At 70.2% G+C, this 15,901-nt stretch carries 15 protein-coding genes, 1 tRNA gene and 2 pseudogenes; 10 read left to right on the plus strand and 8 right to left on the minus strand.

Annotation, left to right across the window (positions count from 1 at the left end):
• Positions 1–36: 36 nt before the first annotated feature.
• On the minus strand, positions 37–777 hold the full coding sequence (locus ACWEKM_RS15805; protein ID WP_451621747.1) for an NUDIX hydrolase: 741 nt from the start codon (positions 775–777) through the stop codon (positions 37–39).
• Positions 778–856: 79 nt separating this feature from the next.
• Positions 857–1,870 carry an endonuclease III gene (gene nth, locus ACWEKM_RS15810; protein WP_451621748.1) on the minus strand — a complete coding sequence of 338 codons (1,014 nt, stop codon included), beginning with the start codon at positions 1,868–1,870 and terminating at the stop codon, positions 857–859.
• Positions 1,871–2,177: 307 nt separating this feature from the next.
• Here nth and ACWEKM_RS15815 point away from each other — a divergent pair, with 307 nt between their 5' ends.
• Positions 2,178–2,852, plus strand: coding sequence for a Crp/Fnr family transcriptional regulator (locus ACWEKM_RS15815; RefSeq protein WP_023547771.1), 675 nt, complete (start codon positions 2,178–2,180; stop codon positions 2,850–2,852).
• 604 nt (positions 2,853–3,456) lie between these two features.
• Here the strand turns inward: ACWEKM_RS15815 and ACWEKM_RS15820 are convergent.
• The 4 genes from ACWEKM_RS15820 to ACWEKM_RS15835 form a co-directional block, all read right to left on the minus strand.
• Entirely contained in the window at positions 3,457–4,287 is an 831-nt protein-coding gene (locus tag ACWEKM_RS15820) for an MBL fold metallo-hydrolase (RefSeq protein WP_451621749.1), read from the minus strand.
• Complete coding sequence (locus ACWEKM_RS15825; protein ID WP_451621750.1) at positions 4,284–5,180, minus strand: NUDIX hydrolase; 897 nt, start codon at positions 5,178–5,180, stop codon at positions 4,284–4,286. Before ACWEKM_RS15825 ends, ACWEKM_RS15820 begins: the two co-directional genes overlap by 4 nt.
• A gap of 65 nt (positions 5,181–5,245) precedes the next feature.
• Positions 5,246–5,710, minus strand: coding sequence for a RidA family protein (locus tag ACWEKM_RS15830; RefSeq protein ID WP_451621751.1), 465 nt, complete (start codon positions 5,708–5,710; stop codon positions 5,246–5,248).
• Positions 5,710–5,868 carry a DUF4177 domain-containing protein gene (locus ACWEKM_RS15835; protein ID WP_352122608.1) on the minus strand — a complete coding sequence of 53 codons (159 nt, stop codon included), beginning with the start codon at positions 5,866–5,868 and terminating at the stop codon, positions 5,710–5,712. Before ACWEKM_RS15835 ends, ACWEKM_RS15830 begins: the two co-directional genes overlap by 1 nt.
• A gap of 71 nt (positions 5,869–5,939) precedes the next feature.
• On the opposite strand from ACWEKM_RS15835, the gene ACWEKM_RS15840 reads away from it, so the two are divergent.
• The gene (locus ACWEKM_RS15840; RefSeq protein WP_451621752.1) at positions 5,940–6,917 is read left to right on the plus strand and encodes an ArsA-related P-loop ATPase; all 978 of its coding nucleotides are present in this window, start codon (positions 5,940–5,942) and stop codon (positions 6,915–6,917) included.
• Positions 6,914–8,293 carry an ArsA family ATPase gene (locus ACWEKM_RS15845; RefSeq protein WP_451621753.1) on the plus strand — a complete coding sequence of 460 codons (1,380 nt, stop codon included), beginning with the start codon at positions 6,914–6,916 and terminating at the stop codon, positions 8,291–8,293. The genes ACWEKM_RS15840 and ACWEKM_RS15845 overlap by 4 nt, the downstream gene beginning before the upstream one ends.
• 14 nt (positions 8,294–8,307) lie before the next feature.
• On the opposite strand, the gene wblA is transcribed toward ACWEKM_RS15845, so the two are convergent.
• Positions 8,308–8,646: a transcriptional regulator WblA gene (wblA, locus tag ACWEKM_RS15850; protein ID WP_018547931.1), complete on the minus strand. Its 339-nt coding sequence runs from the start codon at positions 8,644–8,646 to the stop codon at positions 8,308–8,310.
• A 440-nt stretch (positions 8,647–9,086) separates the two neighbouring features.
• Between wblA and ACWEKM_RS15855 the strand changes: the two genes are divergently transcribed.
• Positions 9,087–11,360: a transglycosylase domain-containing protein gene (locus tag ACWEKM_RS15855; protein ID WP_451621754.1), complete on the plus strand. Its 2,274-nt coding sequence runs from the start codon at positions 9,087–9,089 to the stop codon at positions 11,358–11,360.
• 678 nt (positions 11,361–12,038) lie between these two features.
• On the opposite strand, the gene ACWEKM_RS15860 is transcribed toward ACWEKM_RS15855, so the two are convergent.
• A complete protein-coding gene (locus tag ACWEKM_RS15860) occupies positions 12,039–12,506 on the minus strand; it encodes a GatB/YqeY domain-containing protein (protein WP_451621755.1) in 468 nt (155 codons plus the stop codon).
• Between the two features lie 95 nt (positions 12,507–12,601).
• Between ACWEKM_RS15860 and ACWEKM_RS15865 the strand changes: the two genes are divergently transcribed.
• The 6 genes and pseudogenes from ACWEKM_RS15865 to ACWEKM_RS15890 form a co-directional block, all read left to right on the plus strand.
• Positions 12,602–13,528 carry a metallophosphoesterase gene (locus tag ACWEKM_RS15865; RefSeq protein ID WP_451621756.1) on the plus strand — a complete coding sequence of 309 codons (927 nt, stop codon included), beginning with the start codon at positions 12,602–12,604 and terminating at the stop codon, positions 13,526–13,528.
• A gap of 303 nt (positions 13,529–13,831) precedes the next feature.
• On the plus strand, positions 13,832–14,623 hold the full coding sequence (locus ACWEKM_RS15870) for a Pr6Pr family membrane protein (protein WP_451621757.1): 792 nt from the start codon (positions 13,832–13,834) through the stop codon (positions 14,621–14,623).
• 33 nt (positions 14,624–14,656) lie between these two features.
• Positions 14,657–14,730, plus strand: a tRNA-Pro gene (locus ACWEKM_RS15875).
• A 131-nt stretch (positions 14,731–14,861) separates the two neighbouring features.
• Positions 14,862–15,068, plus strand: a complete 207-nt coding sequence (locus ACWEKM_RS15880) for a hypothetical protein (RefSeq protein WP_451621758.1) — start codon at positions 14,862–14,864, stop codon at positions 15,066–15,068.
• 52 nt (positions 15,069–15,120) lie between these two features.
• Positions 15,121–15,558: pseudogene (locus tag ACWEKM_RS15885) on the plus strand (phosphorothioated DNA-binding restriction endonuclease); the annotation flags it as partial.
• A 159-nt stretch (positions 15,559–15,717) separates the two neighbouring features.
• Positions 15,718–15,900 (plus strand): annotated as a pseudogene (locus ACWEKM_RS15890) (hypothetical protein); the annotation flags it as partial.
• Position 15,901: the final 1 nt, after the last annotated feature.

Consider the following 15,901-nt stretch of genomic DNA (forward strand, 5'->3'; position numbering starts at 1 on the left):
AAGCCCCCGGAAAAACACAGCACGGAGGCCACCCTGTCATGACCGCCAGTCGAGCGGGACCTGTCTGTCTCCGTCCCACGGACGCTCCCAGCCCGCGTAGTGCAGCAGTCGGTCGATGACTCCGGCCGTGAAGCCCCACACCAGTGCCGATTCGACCAGGAATGCCGGACCTCGGTGGCCGCTGGGGTGGACGGCGGTGGCTCTGTTGGCCGGGTCCGTGAGATCCGCCACGGGGACCGTGAAGACCCGCGCGGTCTCGTTCGGGTCGACGACGCCGACCGGGCTCGGCTCGCGCCACCAGCCGAGGACGGGTGTCACGACGAAGCTGCTGACCGGGATGTACAGCCTGGGCAGCACGCCGAAGAGCTGGACCCCGACGGGGTCGAGCCCGGTCTCCTCCTCGGCCTCGCGGAGAGCGGCCCGCAGTGGCCCGTCGGCCGTCGGGTCGCCGTCCTCGGGGTCGAGGGCGCCGCCGGGGAAGGCGGGCTGGCCGGCGTGCGAGCGCAGCGAGCCCGCGCGCTCCATGAGGAGCAGTTCGGGACCTTGCTCGCCCTCGCCGAACAGGATCAGCACGGCCGACTGCCGACCCGCCCCGTTCTTCGGCGGCAGGAAACGGCTGAGTTGCAGCGGCTCGACCGTCTCCGCGGCGTGCACCACCGGGTGGAGCCAGCCCGGCAGCCCCTCCTTGCTGAGCGTCACCAGTCCGGTGTGCGTACTACTCGTGTGCGCACGGCTTGGATGTGCACCGCTGGCGTGCGTTCTGCTGATGTGCGTCATGACCACCCCCGTTCTGCCGATTCCAACGCCCTGCGGGGCCGAGATCGTTCCAGCCGGTCAACTCAGGTTGACCGGTCCGTCACCCGGCCCTCAGCGGCGGCGCCGGTTTGCCGCCCGCGTCGAGGTAGGCCTGCGGCGGCTTGAGCCGCTGGCCGGGGAAGCCGCCCTTCTCGTACTTCAGCAGCTTCTTCGCCTTCTCCGGGTCCGTCTCGCCCTCGCCGTACGCCGGGCAGAGCGGGGCGATGGGGCAGGCGCCGCAGGCGGGCTTGCGGGCGTGGCAGATACGGCGGCCGTGCCAGATGACGTGGTGCGAGAGGTCCGTCCACTCGCTCTTCGGGAACAGCGCGCCGACGGCCGCCTCGATCTTGTCGGGGTCCCTCTCCTCGGTCCACTGCCAGCGCCGCACCAGTCGCTGGAAGTGGGTGTCCACGGTGATCCCGGGGCGGCCGAAGGCGTTGCCGAGGACCACGAAGGCGGTCTTGCGGCCGACGCCGGGCAGCTTCACGAGGTCCTCCAGACGGCCCGGGACCTCGCCGCCGAACTGCTCGGTCAGCGCCTTGGACAGCCCTATGACGGACTTCGTCTTGGCCCGGAAGAAGCCGCACGGCCTGAGAATCTCCTCGATCTCCTCCGGGTTGGCGGCGGCCAGGTCCTCGGGCGTGGGGCACTTGGCGAAGAGTATCGGGGTCGTCTGGTTGACCCTGAGATCGGTGGTCTGGGCGGACAGGACCGTGGCGATCAGCAGCTGGAAGGGGTTCTCGAAGTCCAGCTCGGGGTGGGCGTACGGGTACACCTCGGCGAGTTCGCGGTTGATTCGGCGGGCCCGGCGGACGAGCGCGGCAGGCGACTCGTTCTTCCGGGGCTTCACCGCGACGGCGGCCTGCTCGGCGACGGCCGCCCCGGCGACCGTCTTCTTGACGACTGCCTTCTTGACGACTGTCTTCTTGGCGGTTGCCTTCTTGACTGCTGCCTTCCTCGCAGGGGCTGCTTTCTTCGCCGGTGCCGTCTTCTTCGCGGGGCCTGCCTCGGTCGCGGGCGCCGCCGCCTTCGCGGAAGCCGTCTTCTTCACCGGCACCCTTTCTGCCGATTTCATCCTTTTCTTACCGCCGCCCGGATCCTGTTCGCCCACAGCGGAATCGCGACGTGCAACCACCCGTCCAGCCCCCTCGGCCTGTGCTCTACCGGCGATTTGGACACCCGGCCAGCCTAAGCCCCGGCACCGACATCCGCCCTGGACCCCGAAGATCAGCCCCCGATTGGCCCCCTGCCGCTCACCTCGGGACACCTGTGCGGCATCCTTGTGACAGATCACACTGTTTGGACCGTCCGGCAAAATGGGGAACACGGTCCCCTGGTACGGGGATCAAGATCCCTTGAGCAGGTCGACAAGGAGAGAACTCGTGGACGACGTTCTGCGGCGCAACCCGCTCTTCGCGGCTCTTGACGACGAGCAGGCCGCGGAGCTGCGCGCCTCCATGAGTGAGGTGACCCTGGCGCGCGGCGACTCCCTCTTCCACGAGGGCGACCCGGGCGACCGGCTCTACGTGGTCACCGAGGGCAAGGTCAAGCTGCACCGCACTTCCCCCGACGGCCGGGAGAACATGCTGGCCGTCGTCGGCCCCAGTGAGCTGATCGGCGAGTTGTCGCTGTTCGACCCGGGTCCGCGTACGGCGACCGCGACCGCGCTGACCGAGGTCAAGCTGCTCGGTCTCGGCCACGGCGACCTCCAGCCCTGGCTGAACGCGCGTCCGGAGGTGGCCGGTGCCCTGCTGCGCGCCGTCGCCCGACGCCTGCGCAAGACCAACGACGCCATGTCGGACCTCGTCTTCTCCGACGTCCCCGGCCGCGTGGCGCGCGCCCTGCTGGACCTCTCCCGCCGCTTCGGCGTGCAGTCCGAAGAGGGCATCCACGTCGTTCACGACCTCACACAGGAGGAGCTGGCCCAACTGGTCGGCGCGTCCCGCGAGACCGTGAACAAGGCGCTCGCCGACTTCGCCCAGCGCGGGTGGCTCCGCCTGGAGGCGCGGGCCGTGATCCTGCTGGACGTCGAGCGGCTCGCCAAGCGTTCCCGCTGACGCTCCGCGGGCTGCCGCCCCGATGAGGGCCGGTGCCGGGGCGATCCCCGGCACGGGCCTCGGCCCCGAGAGCCGTATCCGGCACGAGGGCGCGCACGCGCGTGTGCAGCGGGTTGTCCGCCCTGGCGTGGCAGCCGCCCGCACCCCACTGTCCGAGGAGTTCGGGACGCGCCTGCACAGCGCTTACGTCTGCCGTTCGGCTCTTCTCGCTCCCTTCGGCTCCACACGGCACCGCGCGCGTGAGGCCCGAGCGCTCGACGCGGAGTCCCCACGGCCCGACGGGGCGGTCGGGTACGGCAGCCGAGGACGGCGGCCTCAACCGCCGCGAACCGGTCGGCGACTCCCTCGTCCTGCACGACTCCGTCGTCCTTCAGGCGTACGTCGATGACCCAGAGACCGTGACTCGCGCGGGAGTACGCGCGCGTGCTCGGGCTGACGTCCCGCAGACCGCGACAACCCGGACCCGGCGGGCCCTCGGGCAGAGCCCGCCGGGTCCCGGGACGGCAGATCGGCCCGGCCCGGCCTGCCGCCCGTCCAACTGCACGCCCTCCCGCCGCGACGCCCCACCCGGGTCCGGGCTCGGTCGGCTCGACGCCCCGCCCGGCTAGATCAGCCCGTGCTCGCGGAGGTACTCCAACTGCGCCCGCACCGACAGTTCCGCTGCCGGCCACAGGGAGCGGTCCACATCGGCGTAGACGTGGGCGACGACCTCGGCCGGAGTGCGGTAGCCGTCCTCGACGGCCGTCTCGATCTGGGCGAGGCGGTGGGCGCGGTGGGCGAGATAGAACTCGACGGCGCCCTGGGCGTCCTCCAGGACCGGGCCGTGGCCGGGCAGCACGGTGTGCACGCCGTCGTCGACGGTGAGGGACCTCAGCCGTCGCAGGGAGTCGAGATAGTCGCCCAGGCGGCCGTCGGGGTACGCGACGACCGTCGTGCCGCGGCCGAGGATCGTGTCCCCGGTCAGCACCGCCCGGTCGGCCGGGAGATGAAAGCACAGCGAGTCGCCGGTGTGGCCCGGGGTGGATACGACCCGCAACTCCAGGCCGCCGGTGGTGACCACGTCCCCCGCGGCCAGCCCCTCGTCGCCGAGCCGTAGCGCCGGGTCCAGCGCGCGCACCTTGGTGCGGGTCAGTTCGGCGAACCGGGCGGCTCCCTCCGCGTGGTCGGGATGGCCGTGGGTGAGCAGGGTCAGTGCGACGCGCCTGCCCGCCTTCTCGGCCGTGTCCACGACCGTGCGGAGGTGGTCGTCATCCAGCGGGCCCGGGTCGATGACCACAGCCAGGTCGGAGTCGGGTTCCGAGACGATCCAGGTGTTGGTGCCGTCCAGGGTCATGGCGGAGGCGTTGGGCGCCAGCACGTTGATGGCCCGCGCGGTGGCGGGGCCCGAGAGGACTCCGCCCCGGGGCTGGCCGGGCAGGGCTGCCGCGTCCGTCATGCGGGGCCTCCACCGGTGGGGACGCTCGGCTCGGTCGGCGCGCTCGGGATGTGCTTGGTGAACTCGTCGTGACCCGGCCAGGCCAGCACGATCTCGCCGTCGACCAGGCGCGCGCGGGCCAGAACGGGCGTCATGTCGCGCGCGGGCGCGGCGGCGAGCGCCTCGGCCGCGGTCGCGTACGGGGACAGCTGCCGCAGCGTCGCGATGGTGGGCGGCATCATCATCAGCGCGCCCTCGTCGTACCCGGCCGCGGCCTGAGCGGGCCGGATCCACACCGTGCGGTCGGCCTCCGTGGAGGCGTTGCGGGTGCGCTGGCCCTTCGGGAGCGTGGCCACGAAGAACCAGGTGTCGTAGCGGCGGGACTCAAACTCCGGGGTGATCCAGCGGGTCCAGGCGGCCAGCAGGTCGGAGCGCAGCACCAGTCCACGACGGTCCAGGAACGCGGCGAAGGACAGCTCGCGCGCGACCAGGGCCGCGCGGTCCGCCTCCCAGTCCTCGCCGGTGGTGTCGCCGGACACCGACTCGGCCGTCGGCCCGGCCAGCAGGACGCCGGCCTCCTCGTACGTCTCCCGTACGGCAGCGCAGACGATCGCCTGCGCCCCCGTCTCGTCGACACCGAGCCGCTCGGCCCACCACGCGCGCGTGGGGCCCGCCCAGCGGACCTGGCGGTCGTCGTCGCGGGGGTCGACACCGCCGCCGGGATACGCGTACGCGCCTCCGGCGAAGGCCATGGAGGCGCGTCTGCGCAGCATGTGGACGGCAGGGCCGTCCGGGGTGTCCTTCAGGAGCAGCACCGTGGCCGCGCGCCTGGCGGGCACCGGCGTGAGAGTGCCTTCCGCGAGCGCGCGGATGCGGTCCGGCCACTCCGGTGGATACCACTGCCCATTCGCCATGGGCGGAGGCTATCCCGATGTGAGCGAATGTTCGAGAGGTGCCCGAGGCCGGGGCCTCACGGCACTCACGGCACCAGCTCGACCTGGATCTCCACCTCCACCGGGGCGTCCAGCGGCAGTACGGCGACGCCGACCGCGCTGCGCGCGTGCACGCCCCTCTCGCCCAGGACCTCGGCGAGCAGCTCGCTGGCACCGTTGACGACACCGGGCTGGCCGGTGAAGTCCGCGGCCGAGGCCACGAAGCCGACGACCTTCACCACGCGCGCGATGCGGTCCAGGTCGCCAGTGACGGACTTGACGGCGGCCAGGGCGTTGAGCGCGCAGGTGCGGGCCAGGTCCTTGGCCTCCTCGGCCGTGACCTCGGCGCCCACCTTGCCGGTGACCGGGAGCTTGCCCTCCACCATCGGCAGCTGGCCCGAGGTGTAGACGTACCCGCCGGTCTGTACGGCCGGCTGGTAGGCGGCCAGCGGGGGCACGACCTCCGGCAGGGTCAGACCGAGTTCGGCGAGCCTTGTCTCGACGGCGCCCATCAGTGCTTCTCCCGCTTCAGGTAGGCCACCAACTGCTCGGGGTTGTTCGGCCCGGGCACGACCTGGACGAGCTCCCAGCCGTCCTCGCCCCAGGTGTCCAGAATCTGCTTCGTGGCATGGACGAGCAGCGGCACGGTTGCGTATTCCCACTTGGTCATGCGGCGACTGTATCCGCTGTTATCCACAGCCTCCCGCGTAGGCCGAGGGCGGACTGGTTAGTCTCGAAGGTGTGAGCAGGCTCCAGGTCGTCAGCGGCAAGGGCGGGACCGGAAAGACCACGGTCGCCGCGGCTCTCGCGCTGGCCCTCGCCACCGCGGGGAAGCGGACGCTTCTCGTGGAGGTCGAGGGCAGGCAGGGCATCGCACAGCTCTTCGAGACGGAGGCGCTGCCCTACGAGGAGCGGAAGATCGCCGTCGCTCCCGGGGGCGGCGAGGTGTACGCCCTCGCCATCGATCCCGAACTGGCCCTTCTGGACTACCTTCAGATGTTCTACAAGCTGGGCAGTGCGGGCCGCGCCCTGAAGAAGCTGGGCGCCATCGACTTCGCCACCACCATCGCCCCCGGCCTCCGGGATGTCCTGCTGACCGGCAAGGCGTGCGAGGCGGTGCGCCGCAAGGACAGAAGCGGCCGGTTCGTGTACGACTACGTCGTCATGGACGCCCCGCCCACCGGGCGCATCACCCGCTTCCTGAACGTGAACGACGAGGTCGCGGGCCTGGCGAAGATCGGCCCGATACACAATCAGGCGCAGGCCGTGATGCGGGTGCTGAAGTCCCCCGAGACCGCCGTGCACCTGGTCACGCTGCTGGAGGAGATGCCCGTCCAGGAGACCGCGGACGGCATCGCCGAACTGCGGGCGGCACGGCTGCCGGTGGGCCGGGTCATCGTGAACATGGTGCGGCCCGAGGTGCTGGACGCGGCCGCCCTGGACCTCGTACGGACGGTGCCGCGTGCCGCCGTGGCCCGTTCGCTCTCGGCCGTCGGGCTGGGCGGGGCGCGGCGCGGTGGGGACGCCGAGCGACTGGTGGACCCGCTCCTGGAGCAGGCCGCGGAGTACGCCGAGCGGTACGCGCTGGAGCAGGAGCAGCGCGCGGTCCTGGCCGAGCTGAAGCTGCCGCTGCACGAACTGCCGCTGCTCGCCGAGGGCATGGACCTCGCGGGCCTGTACGAACTCGCCACCGAGCTGCGCGAACAAGGGATGCCATGACTCCGGACCCGGCCCACGCACAGGACACCGCCCGCCATCGCCTCTCCCCCGCGCGCGTACTCGACATCGATCCGCTGCTCGACGACCCCGAGACCCGGATCGTGGTGTGCTGTGGTTCGGGCGGGGTCGGCAAGACCACGACCGCGGCGGCCCTGGGGCTGCGGGCCGCCGAGCGCGGCCGGAAGGTGGTCGTGCTCACCATCGACCCGGCCCGGCGGCTGGCCCAGTCGATGGGCATCGACTCGCTGGACAACGTGCCGCGCCGGGTGAAGGGCACCGAGGACCGAGGAGGGGCGTCAAGCGGCGATTCGGTCGAGGGCGCTGGCGGGCGACGGTCGGGTGGCGAGTTGCACGCCATGATGCTCGACATGAAGCGCACCTTCGACGAGGTCGTCGAGGCGCACGCGGACCCGGAGCGGGCCGCCGCGATCCTGGCCAACCCCTTCTACCAGTCGCTCTCGGCGGGCTTCGCGGGCACGCAGGAGTACATGGCGATGGAGAAGCTGGGCCAGTTGCGGGCGAAGGACGAGTGGGATCTCATCGTCGTCGACACCCCGCCGTCCCGCTCCGCGCTGGACTTCCTGGATGCGCCCAAGCGGCTCGGCTCCTTCCTGGACGGGCGGCTGATCCGGTTGCTGACGGCGCCGGCGAAGCTGGGCGGCTGGGCGGGGATGAAGGTCCTCAACGTCGGCATGTCGATGATGACCGGCACGCTGGGCAAGCTGCTGGGCGGTCAGCTGCTGAAGGACGTACAGACGTTCGTGGCCGCGATGGACACCACGTTCGGTGGCTTCCGTACCCGCGCGGACGCCACCTACAAGCTGCTCCAGGCGCCCGGCACGGCGTTTTTGGTGGTGGCGGCCCCGGAGCGGGACGCGCTGCGCGAGGCCGCGTACTTCGTGGAGCGGCTGGCCGCCGAGGACATGCCGCTCGTCGGTCTGGTGCTCAACCGGGTCCACGGCAGCGGCGCCGACCGGCTGTCGGCTGAGCGAGCGCTCGCCGCCGCGGAAAATCTTGAGGAGCCCCGCATTGTGGATCAGGGGGACGGGAAAGCTGGACTTCGTAACTCTCCCGACACGTACGACCGTTCAGAATCTCCCGCTGCTTCCTCCGCATCCGAGCCCCATCCCCCGGGCACGGACCCGGGCGTCGACCAGCTGACCGCCGGCCTGCTGAGGCTGCACGCCGACCGTATGCAACTGCTCTCCCGTGAGCAGCGCACGCGTGACCGCTTCACCGCGCGCCACCCCGAGGTGGCCGTGGTCGAAGTGGCCGCGCTCCCCGGTGACGTGCACGACCTCGCGGGGCTGCGGGACATCGGCGACCGGCTCGCGGCCATGCGGCCGGAGCTGCCCGAAACGCGTACCGATGCGTGAGAGGGGGTGCCCTCTCAGCTGACCGCCGCGTAGTTCTCGTACACCTCGTCATTGTCGAGGGGCACGATCCCGGCCCCCCGTTCGTACTCCGAACGCGCGGTCTCCAGGAGCCTGCGCCAGGAGGTCACGGTGGGACGCCTGCGCAGCAGTGCGCGGCGCTCGCGTTCCGTCATGCCTCCCCACACACCGAATTCGACACGATTGTCCAGCGCATCGGCCAGGCATTCCGTACGCACCGGACATCCGGTGCATACTGCCTTGGCCCTGTTCTGCGCTGCTCCTTGAACGAACAGTTCATCCGGATCGGTAGTGCGGCAGGCAGCCTGCGCACTCCAGTCGGTTACCCAGCCCATACCGGCGCCGTCCTCTCCCGAATCGAGGCTCCCCCACGGCGGCAGCGGCATATTCACCGCCGCCAGTTGAGGACGTTACGGAAGGCGGGCACAGCGCAACACCCCCGTCGGGCCCAATCTTGAATGGTCCGAACGGACTATGGGGAAGCGGCAGATCACCCGCGGGAGTGAGCTGGCGACATATGCGACCATCCCGGCAAAGCGGGACAGTTATGGTGCGCCACAACGGACGCCAAGTGACACACAAGGCGGATTCGGACGCGCCTTCAACGCGTCTCGACATGCCCGGCGGAGGAACCCGTCGAAGAAAGTCGAGAAGATCCGGAACGATTCGGGGTCGCCGGACGTATTGATACGTGACCGCGCCGCTGTGACAGTTGAGAGCAGCTTAGGCCAAGGCATATACGCGTGTCCGGCGAATGAGAACGTAGGCTGCCCCTATGCCAAAGAAGCGCTCGGGCGGTGGTCTGTCGCCAACGCAGCAGGCCGCCAAGTTCCTCGGTGTCAGTGTCCTCGCAGGGGCCGTCATGGCCGGCATCGCGCTGCCCGCGGCGGGCGCGCTCGGCCTCGCGGCCAAGGGCTCGGTCCAGGGATTCGACGAGATCCCGGCCAACCTCAAGAGCCCCCAGCTCAGCCAGCGGACCACGATCCTGGACGGCCGGGGTCAGCAGATCGCCACGGTCTACTCCCGCGACCGCACGGTGGTGGAGTTCAAGGACATCTCGCCCTACATGCAGAAGGCGATCGTCGCGATCGAGGACTCGCGCTTCTATCTGCACGGCGCGATCGACCTGAAGGGCGTGCTGCGCGCCCTGAACAAGAACGCGCAGAGCGGCGGGGTCGCCGAGGGCGCCTCCACGCTCACCCAGCAGTTGGTGAAGAACTACTTCATCGAGGAGGCGGGCGACGACCCGACGAAGGTCGCCCAGGCCACCCAGCAGACGATGGGCCGCAAGGTCCGCGAGCTGAAGTACGCGATCCAGATCGAGGAGAAGCTCGGCAAGAAGAAGATCCTGGAGAACTACCTGAACATCACGTTCTTCGGACAGCAGGCGTACGGCGTCGAGGCCGCCGCCCAGCGCTACTTCTCCAAGCACGCCAAGGACCTCAACCTCCAGGAATCGGCGCTGCTCGCGGGCATCGTGCAGTCCCCCAGCCGCTACGACCCGGTCAACGACGAGGCCGAGGCCACCAAGCGGCGCAATGTGGTCCTCCAGCGCATGGCCGAGGTCGGCGACGTCTCCCAGCAGGAGGCCGACAAGGCCAAGGAGGCCCCGCTCGGTCTGAAGGTCAGTCAGCCGAAGAACGGCTGCATCACCGCGGTCAAGGGCGCCAGTTTCTTCTGCAAGTACGTCGAGAACGTCTTCCTGAGCGACCCGGTCTTCGGCAAGACCAAGGAGGACCGCGCCAAGATCTGGAATCGCGGCGGCCTGACGATCCGTACCACCCTGGACCCGCAGGCCCAGGAGTCGGTCCAGACCTCGCTCAAGGACCACGTCAACAAGTCGGACTCGGTCGCCGCGGCCGCCGCCCTGGTCGAGCCCGGCACCGGCAGGATCCTCGGCATGGGCCAGTCGAAGCCGTACGGCTACGCGAAGGACGAGACCGAGTACAACTACTCGGTCGACCGTGACATGGGCGGCTCCAACTTCGGCTTCCCGACCGGTTCGACCTTCAAGCCGTTCGTGGCCGCGGCGGCGGTCGAGGGCGGCAGGCCGCCGACGCAGGAGTACCCGTCGCCGTACAAGATGGAGTACCCGAGCCCGGTCCAGCGGTGCGAGAGCCAGCCCTACGTCAACACCAGGCGCGAGACCGCCGAGAACGAGAACAAGTCGGAGGTCGGTCCGTACCGGATGAAGGAGGCGATGGCCAAGTCGGTCAACACCTACTTCGTCCAGATGATCGCCGACATCGGGTTGTGCCCGGTGATGAAGATGACCGACGCGTTGCACGTGGTGCAGGGCAACGGCGACAAGCTGCCCGAGCAGCCCGCCATCGCGCTCGGCTCGGTGGGTCTGTCCCCGCTGACCATGGCGAGCGCGTACGCCGCCTTCGCCTCGCGCGGCACGTACTGCACGCCGGTCGCCATCGAGTCGATCACCCAGAAGGTCGGCAACGAGCAGAAGTCCCTTCCGGTGCCGAAGTCGACGTGCTCGCGCGCGATGACCGAGCAGACCGCCGACACGGTCAACACCCTGCTGCGCGGCGTGGTCGACTCCGGCACCGGCCAGCAGGCCGGTCTCACCGACCGCGAGAGCGCGGGTAAGACGGGTACGACGGACGAGCGGAAGAACGCCTGGTTCGTCGGCTACACGCCGAATCTGTCCGGCGCGGTCTGGGTCGGCAGCCCCAGGCAGAACGTGAAGATGAAGAACATCACCATCGGCGGCGTCTACCGCCCGCTCGTCTACGGCGGTGAGGTCCCCGGACCGATCTGGAAGGACGCCATGACCGGCGCTTTGCAGGGCAAGCCCGTCCAGTCCTTCAACCTCATCGACATCCCGGACGACAACAGGGACGGCAACGATCACGGCAGGGACCGGGGCGACGGAAACGGCGACAACCGCGGCCAGGACAACGGCGGCATCATCGGCGGCCTGACGGACGGCGGCGCGAACGGCGGCACCAACCCGGCCCCCACGTTCTCCTTCCCCGGCAACTTCATCCAGGGCCAGGGCAATGGCGGGCGGAACGGGAATGGCGGGCAGCGGTAGAGAGTCGCCTTCGGCTTCCGCGGGGCGGGGGGGCTGGGCGGCGAGGGTACGTCCCTTCCGTACGGCGGGGGTGAGTCTGCGGGGGTGAGTCAACGGGCGCGCTCTGATCGGAGGGCTGCCCTCCGTGGGGCGTTCCGGGCGGGAGCCGGTGGCTCGGGGCGCTTCGGCTGGGCGGCTGGGCGGCTCGGGGTGCGCGTCCGGGGTTGAACGCGTGGGGCTGCACCCTGACTTGGGTGCGGCCCCAATGCGTCGGCCGGGGGCGCCGAACGCCTCAATGGCCGGTCGCTACGGGATCTGGATCTCCAGCGGCGCGCTCGCGGGAGGTGGGAGGTCGCAGGTCGGGGAGGTCGGGAGGTCCACCGGCTGTCGTACGAGGGGCGGCTGATCGCTACACGTTCCGACCAGTCCTTACTAGCCCGACTGATCGCTACGAGGCCCTGGCTGGCCCTTACGGGCCCCGGCCGGCTGTTACGAAAGGGCGGCGGCCCACTGGGTGCCAGGCCGGTCGCTGTCGGGCCCAGGGCCGCCCCAGTACGGAGGGAGGGGGTTGGCCCAGGAACACTGGGCCGCCCCAGAACTACTGCGCTGCCCCAGGAGCGCTGGGCCGACCCAGACCGGGTGGGCCGCCCCCGGACCGCCCCCGGACCGGTCCCGGCCGGCTCCGGAGCGAGCCCCGGATCAGCCCTGGAGCAGCTGCTTGACCGCCGCGGCAACCCGGCCGCCCTCCGCCAGACCGGCCACCTTCGGGTTCACGATCTTCATCACGGCGCCCATGGCCCGCGGCCCCTCCGCACCGGCGGCCTTCGCCTCCGCCACGGCCTGGGCGACGATCGCGTTCAGCTCCTCGTCGGACAGCTGCTTGGGCAGGTACGCGGCGAGCACCACGCCCTCCGCCTTCTCCCGCTCGGCCTGCTCGGCCCGACCGCCCTGCGCGAAGGCATCCGCCGCCTCCCGGCGCTTCTTGGCCTCCTTGGTGATCACCTTCAGGACCTCGTCGTCGGACAGCTCACGCTTCTCCTTGCCCGCGACCTCTTCCTTGGTGATCGCGGTGAGCGTCAGCCGGAGCGTCGAGGAGCGGAGCTCATCGCGCTCCTTGATCGCGGCGTTGAGGTCGTCCTGCAGCTTCGACTTGAGCGTGGTGGTCATGGGTCCGATTGTCGCAGGTGCGAGAGCCCGGCCGCCCGCTGATTTCAGGGGCGGTCGGTCGCCGCGCGGATGCCCGGGTCTGACACGATGGTCGTATGCGTGCGCGATACGGAGTACCCCTGGGAATCATGGCGGTCGGCGCCGCCGGTCTGGCCTACGCCGCGGGTTTCGAGGCCCGCTCCTTCCGGCTCCGCCGGATCACGGTCCCGGTCCTGCCCCCGGGTATGCGCCCGCTGCGCGTGCTTCAGGTCTCCGACATCCACATGGTGAGCGGCCAGCGCAAGAAGCAACGCTGGCTGCGCTCACTGGCGGGCCTGCGCCCCGACTTCGTGATCAACACCGGCGACAACCTGTCCGACCCGGAGGGCGTCCCCGAGGTGCTGGACGCGCTCGGCCCCCTGATGGATTTCCCCGGCGCGTACGTCTTCGGCTCCAACGACTACTACGGCCCCAAACTCCGTAACCCTGCCCGCTACTTGCTGGAGAAGACCAGCGGCCGCCACGGCCTGAACGGCAACGCGCCGGCCGTGGGCGTGATCCACAACCCGTGGGAGGACCTGCGGGACGCCTTCGACGCGGCGGGCTGGCTGAATCTGACCAACACCCGGGGCGTGCTGAAGATCGAGGGCGTCTCGGTGGAGATGACGGGCCTGGACGACCCGCACATCAAGCGCGACCGCTACGAGCGCGTGGCGGGCGGCCCGTCGAGCGGCGCGGACTTCTCGATGGGCGTGGTGCACGCCCCGTACCTGCGCGTCCTGGACGCGTACGCGGCGGACGACTACCCCCTGATCCTGGCCGGCCACACGCACGGCGGCCAGCTCTGCATCCCCTTCTACGGCGCCCTGGTCACCAACTGCGACCTGGACACCGACCGGGTGAAGGGCCTGTCCACGCATACGGCGGAGGGCCGTACGTCCTATCTGCACGTTTCGGCGGGCTGCGGCACGAACCGCTACACACCGGTACGGTTCGCGTGCCCGCCGGAGGCGACGTTGTTGACGTTGGCGGGGCGGGAGTAGCCGCTGGTCCGGGACCAGCGGGACGTAGCGGGGAGCGACTGAAGGCCAGCCGGTGCCACGCAGCACCACTCGCGGTCGCGCAGGGCACGCAGAGTCGCGTTGCGGGCGCACGGCCGAGGCACAGCGGTGAACTCAACACAGGACCCGCACCCACCAGGGGCACACCGAGGTCCGTCGACTCCTGACAATCGCCAATCGCCCCCATCCCAGGGCCCAGCGAAGGCCCAACCAACGGGACACCGACTTAACTCACCCAGACCACCCCATATCGCCTGTTTCGCCCATTCTGCTTAACGTGAGGGCATGACGGCCCCGATACCCAGGGAGATCCCGGACCTGCCCGCGGTCCCGGGCACGCCCGCACTGATGCCCTCGTATGTCCCCGCCACGGCGGTGGTCGCCCCGGTTCCCCGCCCGCTGACGGCGCTGTACCGCCTGCTCATCGCCCTGACGGCCATCGCGGGCGTCGCACTGGAGCTGCTGCTCGGCTCCCCGACCCGCGTACTGAGCTACTTCAGCGTCCAGAGCAACGCCCTCCTGGCCCTGGTGATGGTGCTCTCGGCCCACCGGGCGTGGACGGCCCGCCGCCCCCTGCCGTCGGCTGTCACAGGAGCCGCACTGCTCTACATCCTGACCACGGGCATCGTCTACCACCTGCTCCTCGGACACACCACGCCGCCGTTCTCGATGACGGACACGACCACGCCGCCGACCGTGTGGCACGGTCAGTGGACGGCCCTCCAGCTCCTCCACACGGCGACCCCGGTCGCGGCGCTCCTGGACTGGCTTGTACTCACCCCCCGTGCCCGCCTGCGCCTCCGCCAGACCGCCATCTGGCTCGTCTACCCCCTGGCCTACCTGGCCTTCTACCTGGGCCGAGCCGAACTACTCATCCCCGGCACGGCCGGCCGCTACCTCTACCCCTTCCTGGACGTCGACCACCACGGCTACCGCGGAGCCCTCGCCAACGCCCTCCTCATCGGCCTCGGCGTCTACGCCCTGGCCGTCCTCCTGGTCACCCTCGACCACACCCGCCCGAACCCCGCCCACCGCCGCGGCAAAACCGGATTTCGTCTCCGGCCACCAGTGGGCTAAAGTAAACGTCGTCGCCGCGACAGGCAGCGACATCGGGGTGTAGCGCAGCTTGGCAGCGCGCTTCGTTCGGGACGAAGAGGTCGTGGGTTCAAATCCCGCCACCCCGACAGTGAAGTACCAGGTCAGGGGCCTGATCCGCTTAGCGGGTCGGGCCCCTGAGTGGTTCTACGGGTCGTTTGGGGAGCCGTTTGGGAGCCGAGCTCGGAATCCGGCTCCCGAGTACCAATCCGCAAGGATCGTGTCCCGGCAGTTCGCCTCGCAGCGGGTCAACCAGGTCAACAGTCGGAAGGAGTTCTTCTATGCCACCCCGGCGGAGGTGCGCAACGCGCTGCAACGGTTCGCCGGACAGCATCTGATCGAGTTCACCGAGGAACCCCGGGCGCTGGAATGGCGGGCCGGAAGGCGCATGGGCGAAGCCGGTGCGCCCGCCGCAGGCACAGGATGAGTTGCAGCCCGGACAACATGAGGTGCGACCAAGCATCACTACGATCACGGTCGTGGATTGGCTGGAGCGGGCCGCGAAGCTGAGGCAGTGGAGCCGGGACGGGGTGCGGGCGCCGCACAAGCCGCTGCTGCTGCTGTACGCGCTGGGCCGTTTTCAGGCTGATGCCGCGGACGAGTTGCCGTACAGCGCGGTGGAGTCGGATCTGAAGCAACTGCTGGTGGAGTACGGTCCGCCGCGAGGGACCACGCCCGCCTATCCCTTCCATCATCTGGTCAGCGACGGGGTGTGGGAAGTGCGGACCGAGCACGGCGCCGGTAGCCCAGGCACCGGGGTGCGGGAACTACGGGCCAGCCGGGCCACTGGGCGGCTGGCCCCGGACCTTCAGGTGGCGCTCCGGCGGGAACCGTCGCTGCTGGGCCGCATGGCGAGGGTGCTGCTGGATCTGCACTTCCCGGCGTCACTGCACCAGGACCTGTGCGACGCGGTGGGTCGCGCCAGTCGCCGCGGCGGTACTTGTTCTCGGCCTCGCTCGCGGCGCGTTGGGCCTCGCCCTTGGTGGCGAAGCGGATCGCCTTGCCGTTCTCGTCGACGACCGTGAGGTGCTTGCCGGGCGCCGTCTCTTCACGGACGCCCGCAGGGGAGAGCACCCGTGCTGACCAACGAACCCCGCGGCGGCTACTGGTGCGAGTGCTGGACACAAGACCTCACCGAACAGGAGTCACCGGTGCTCCGCGTATCCTTCGACGCCTACTCGGCACCCCAGGCAGACAGATGGGTCGCGGTCACACTCCGCACGATCTCCCCCGCCCTGGACCCCGACGCCTCAGACGACT

The organism is Streptomyces sp. NPDC004752, assembly GCF_053601275.1.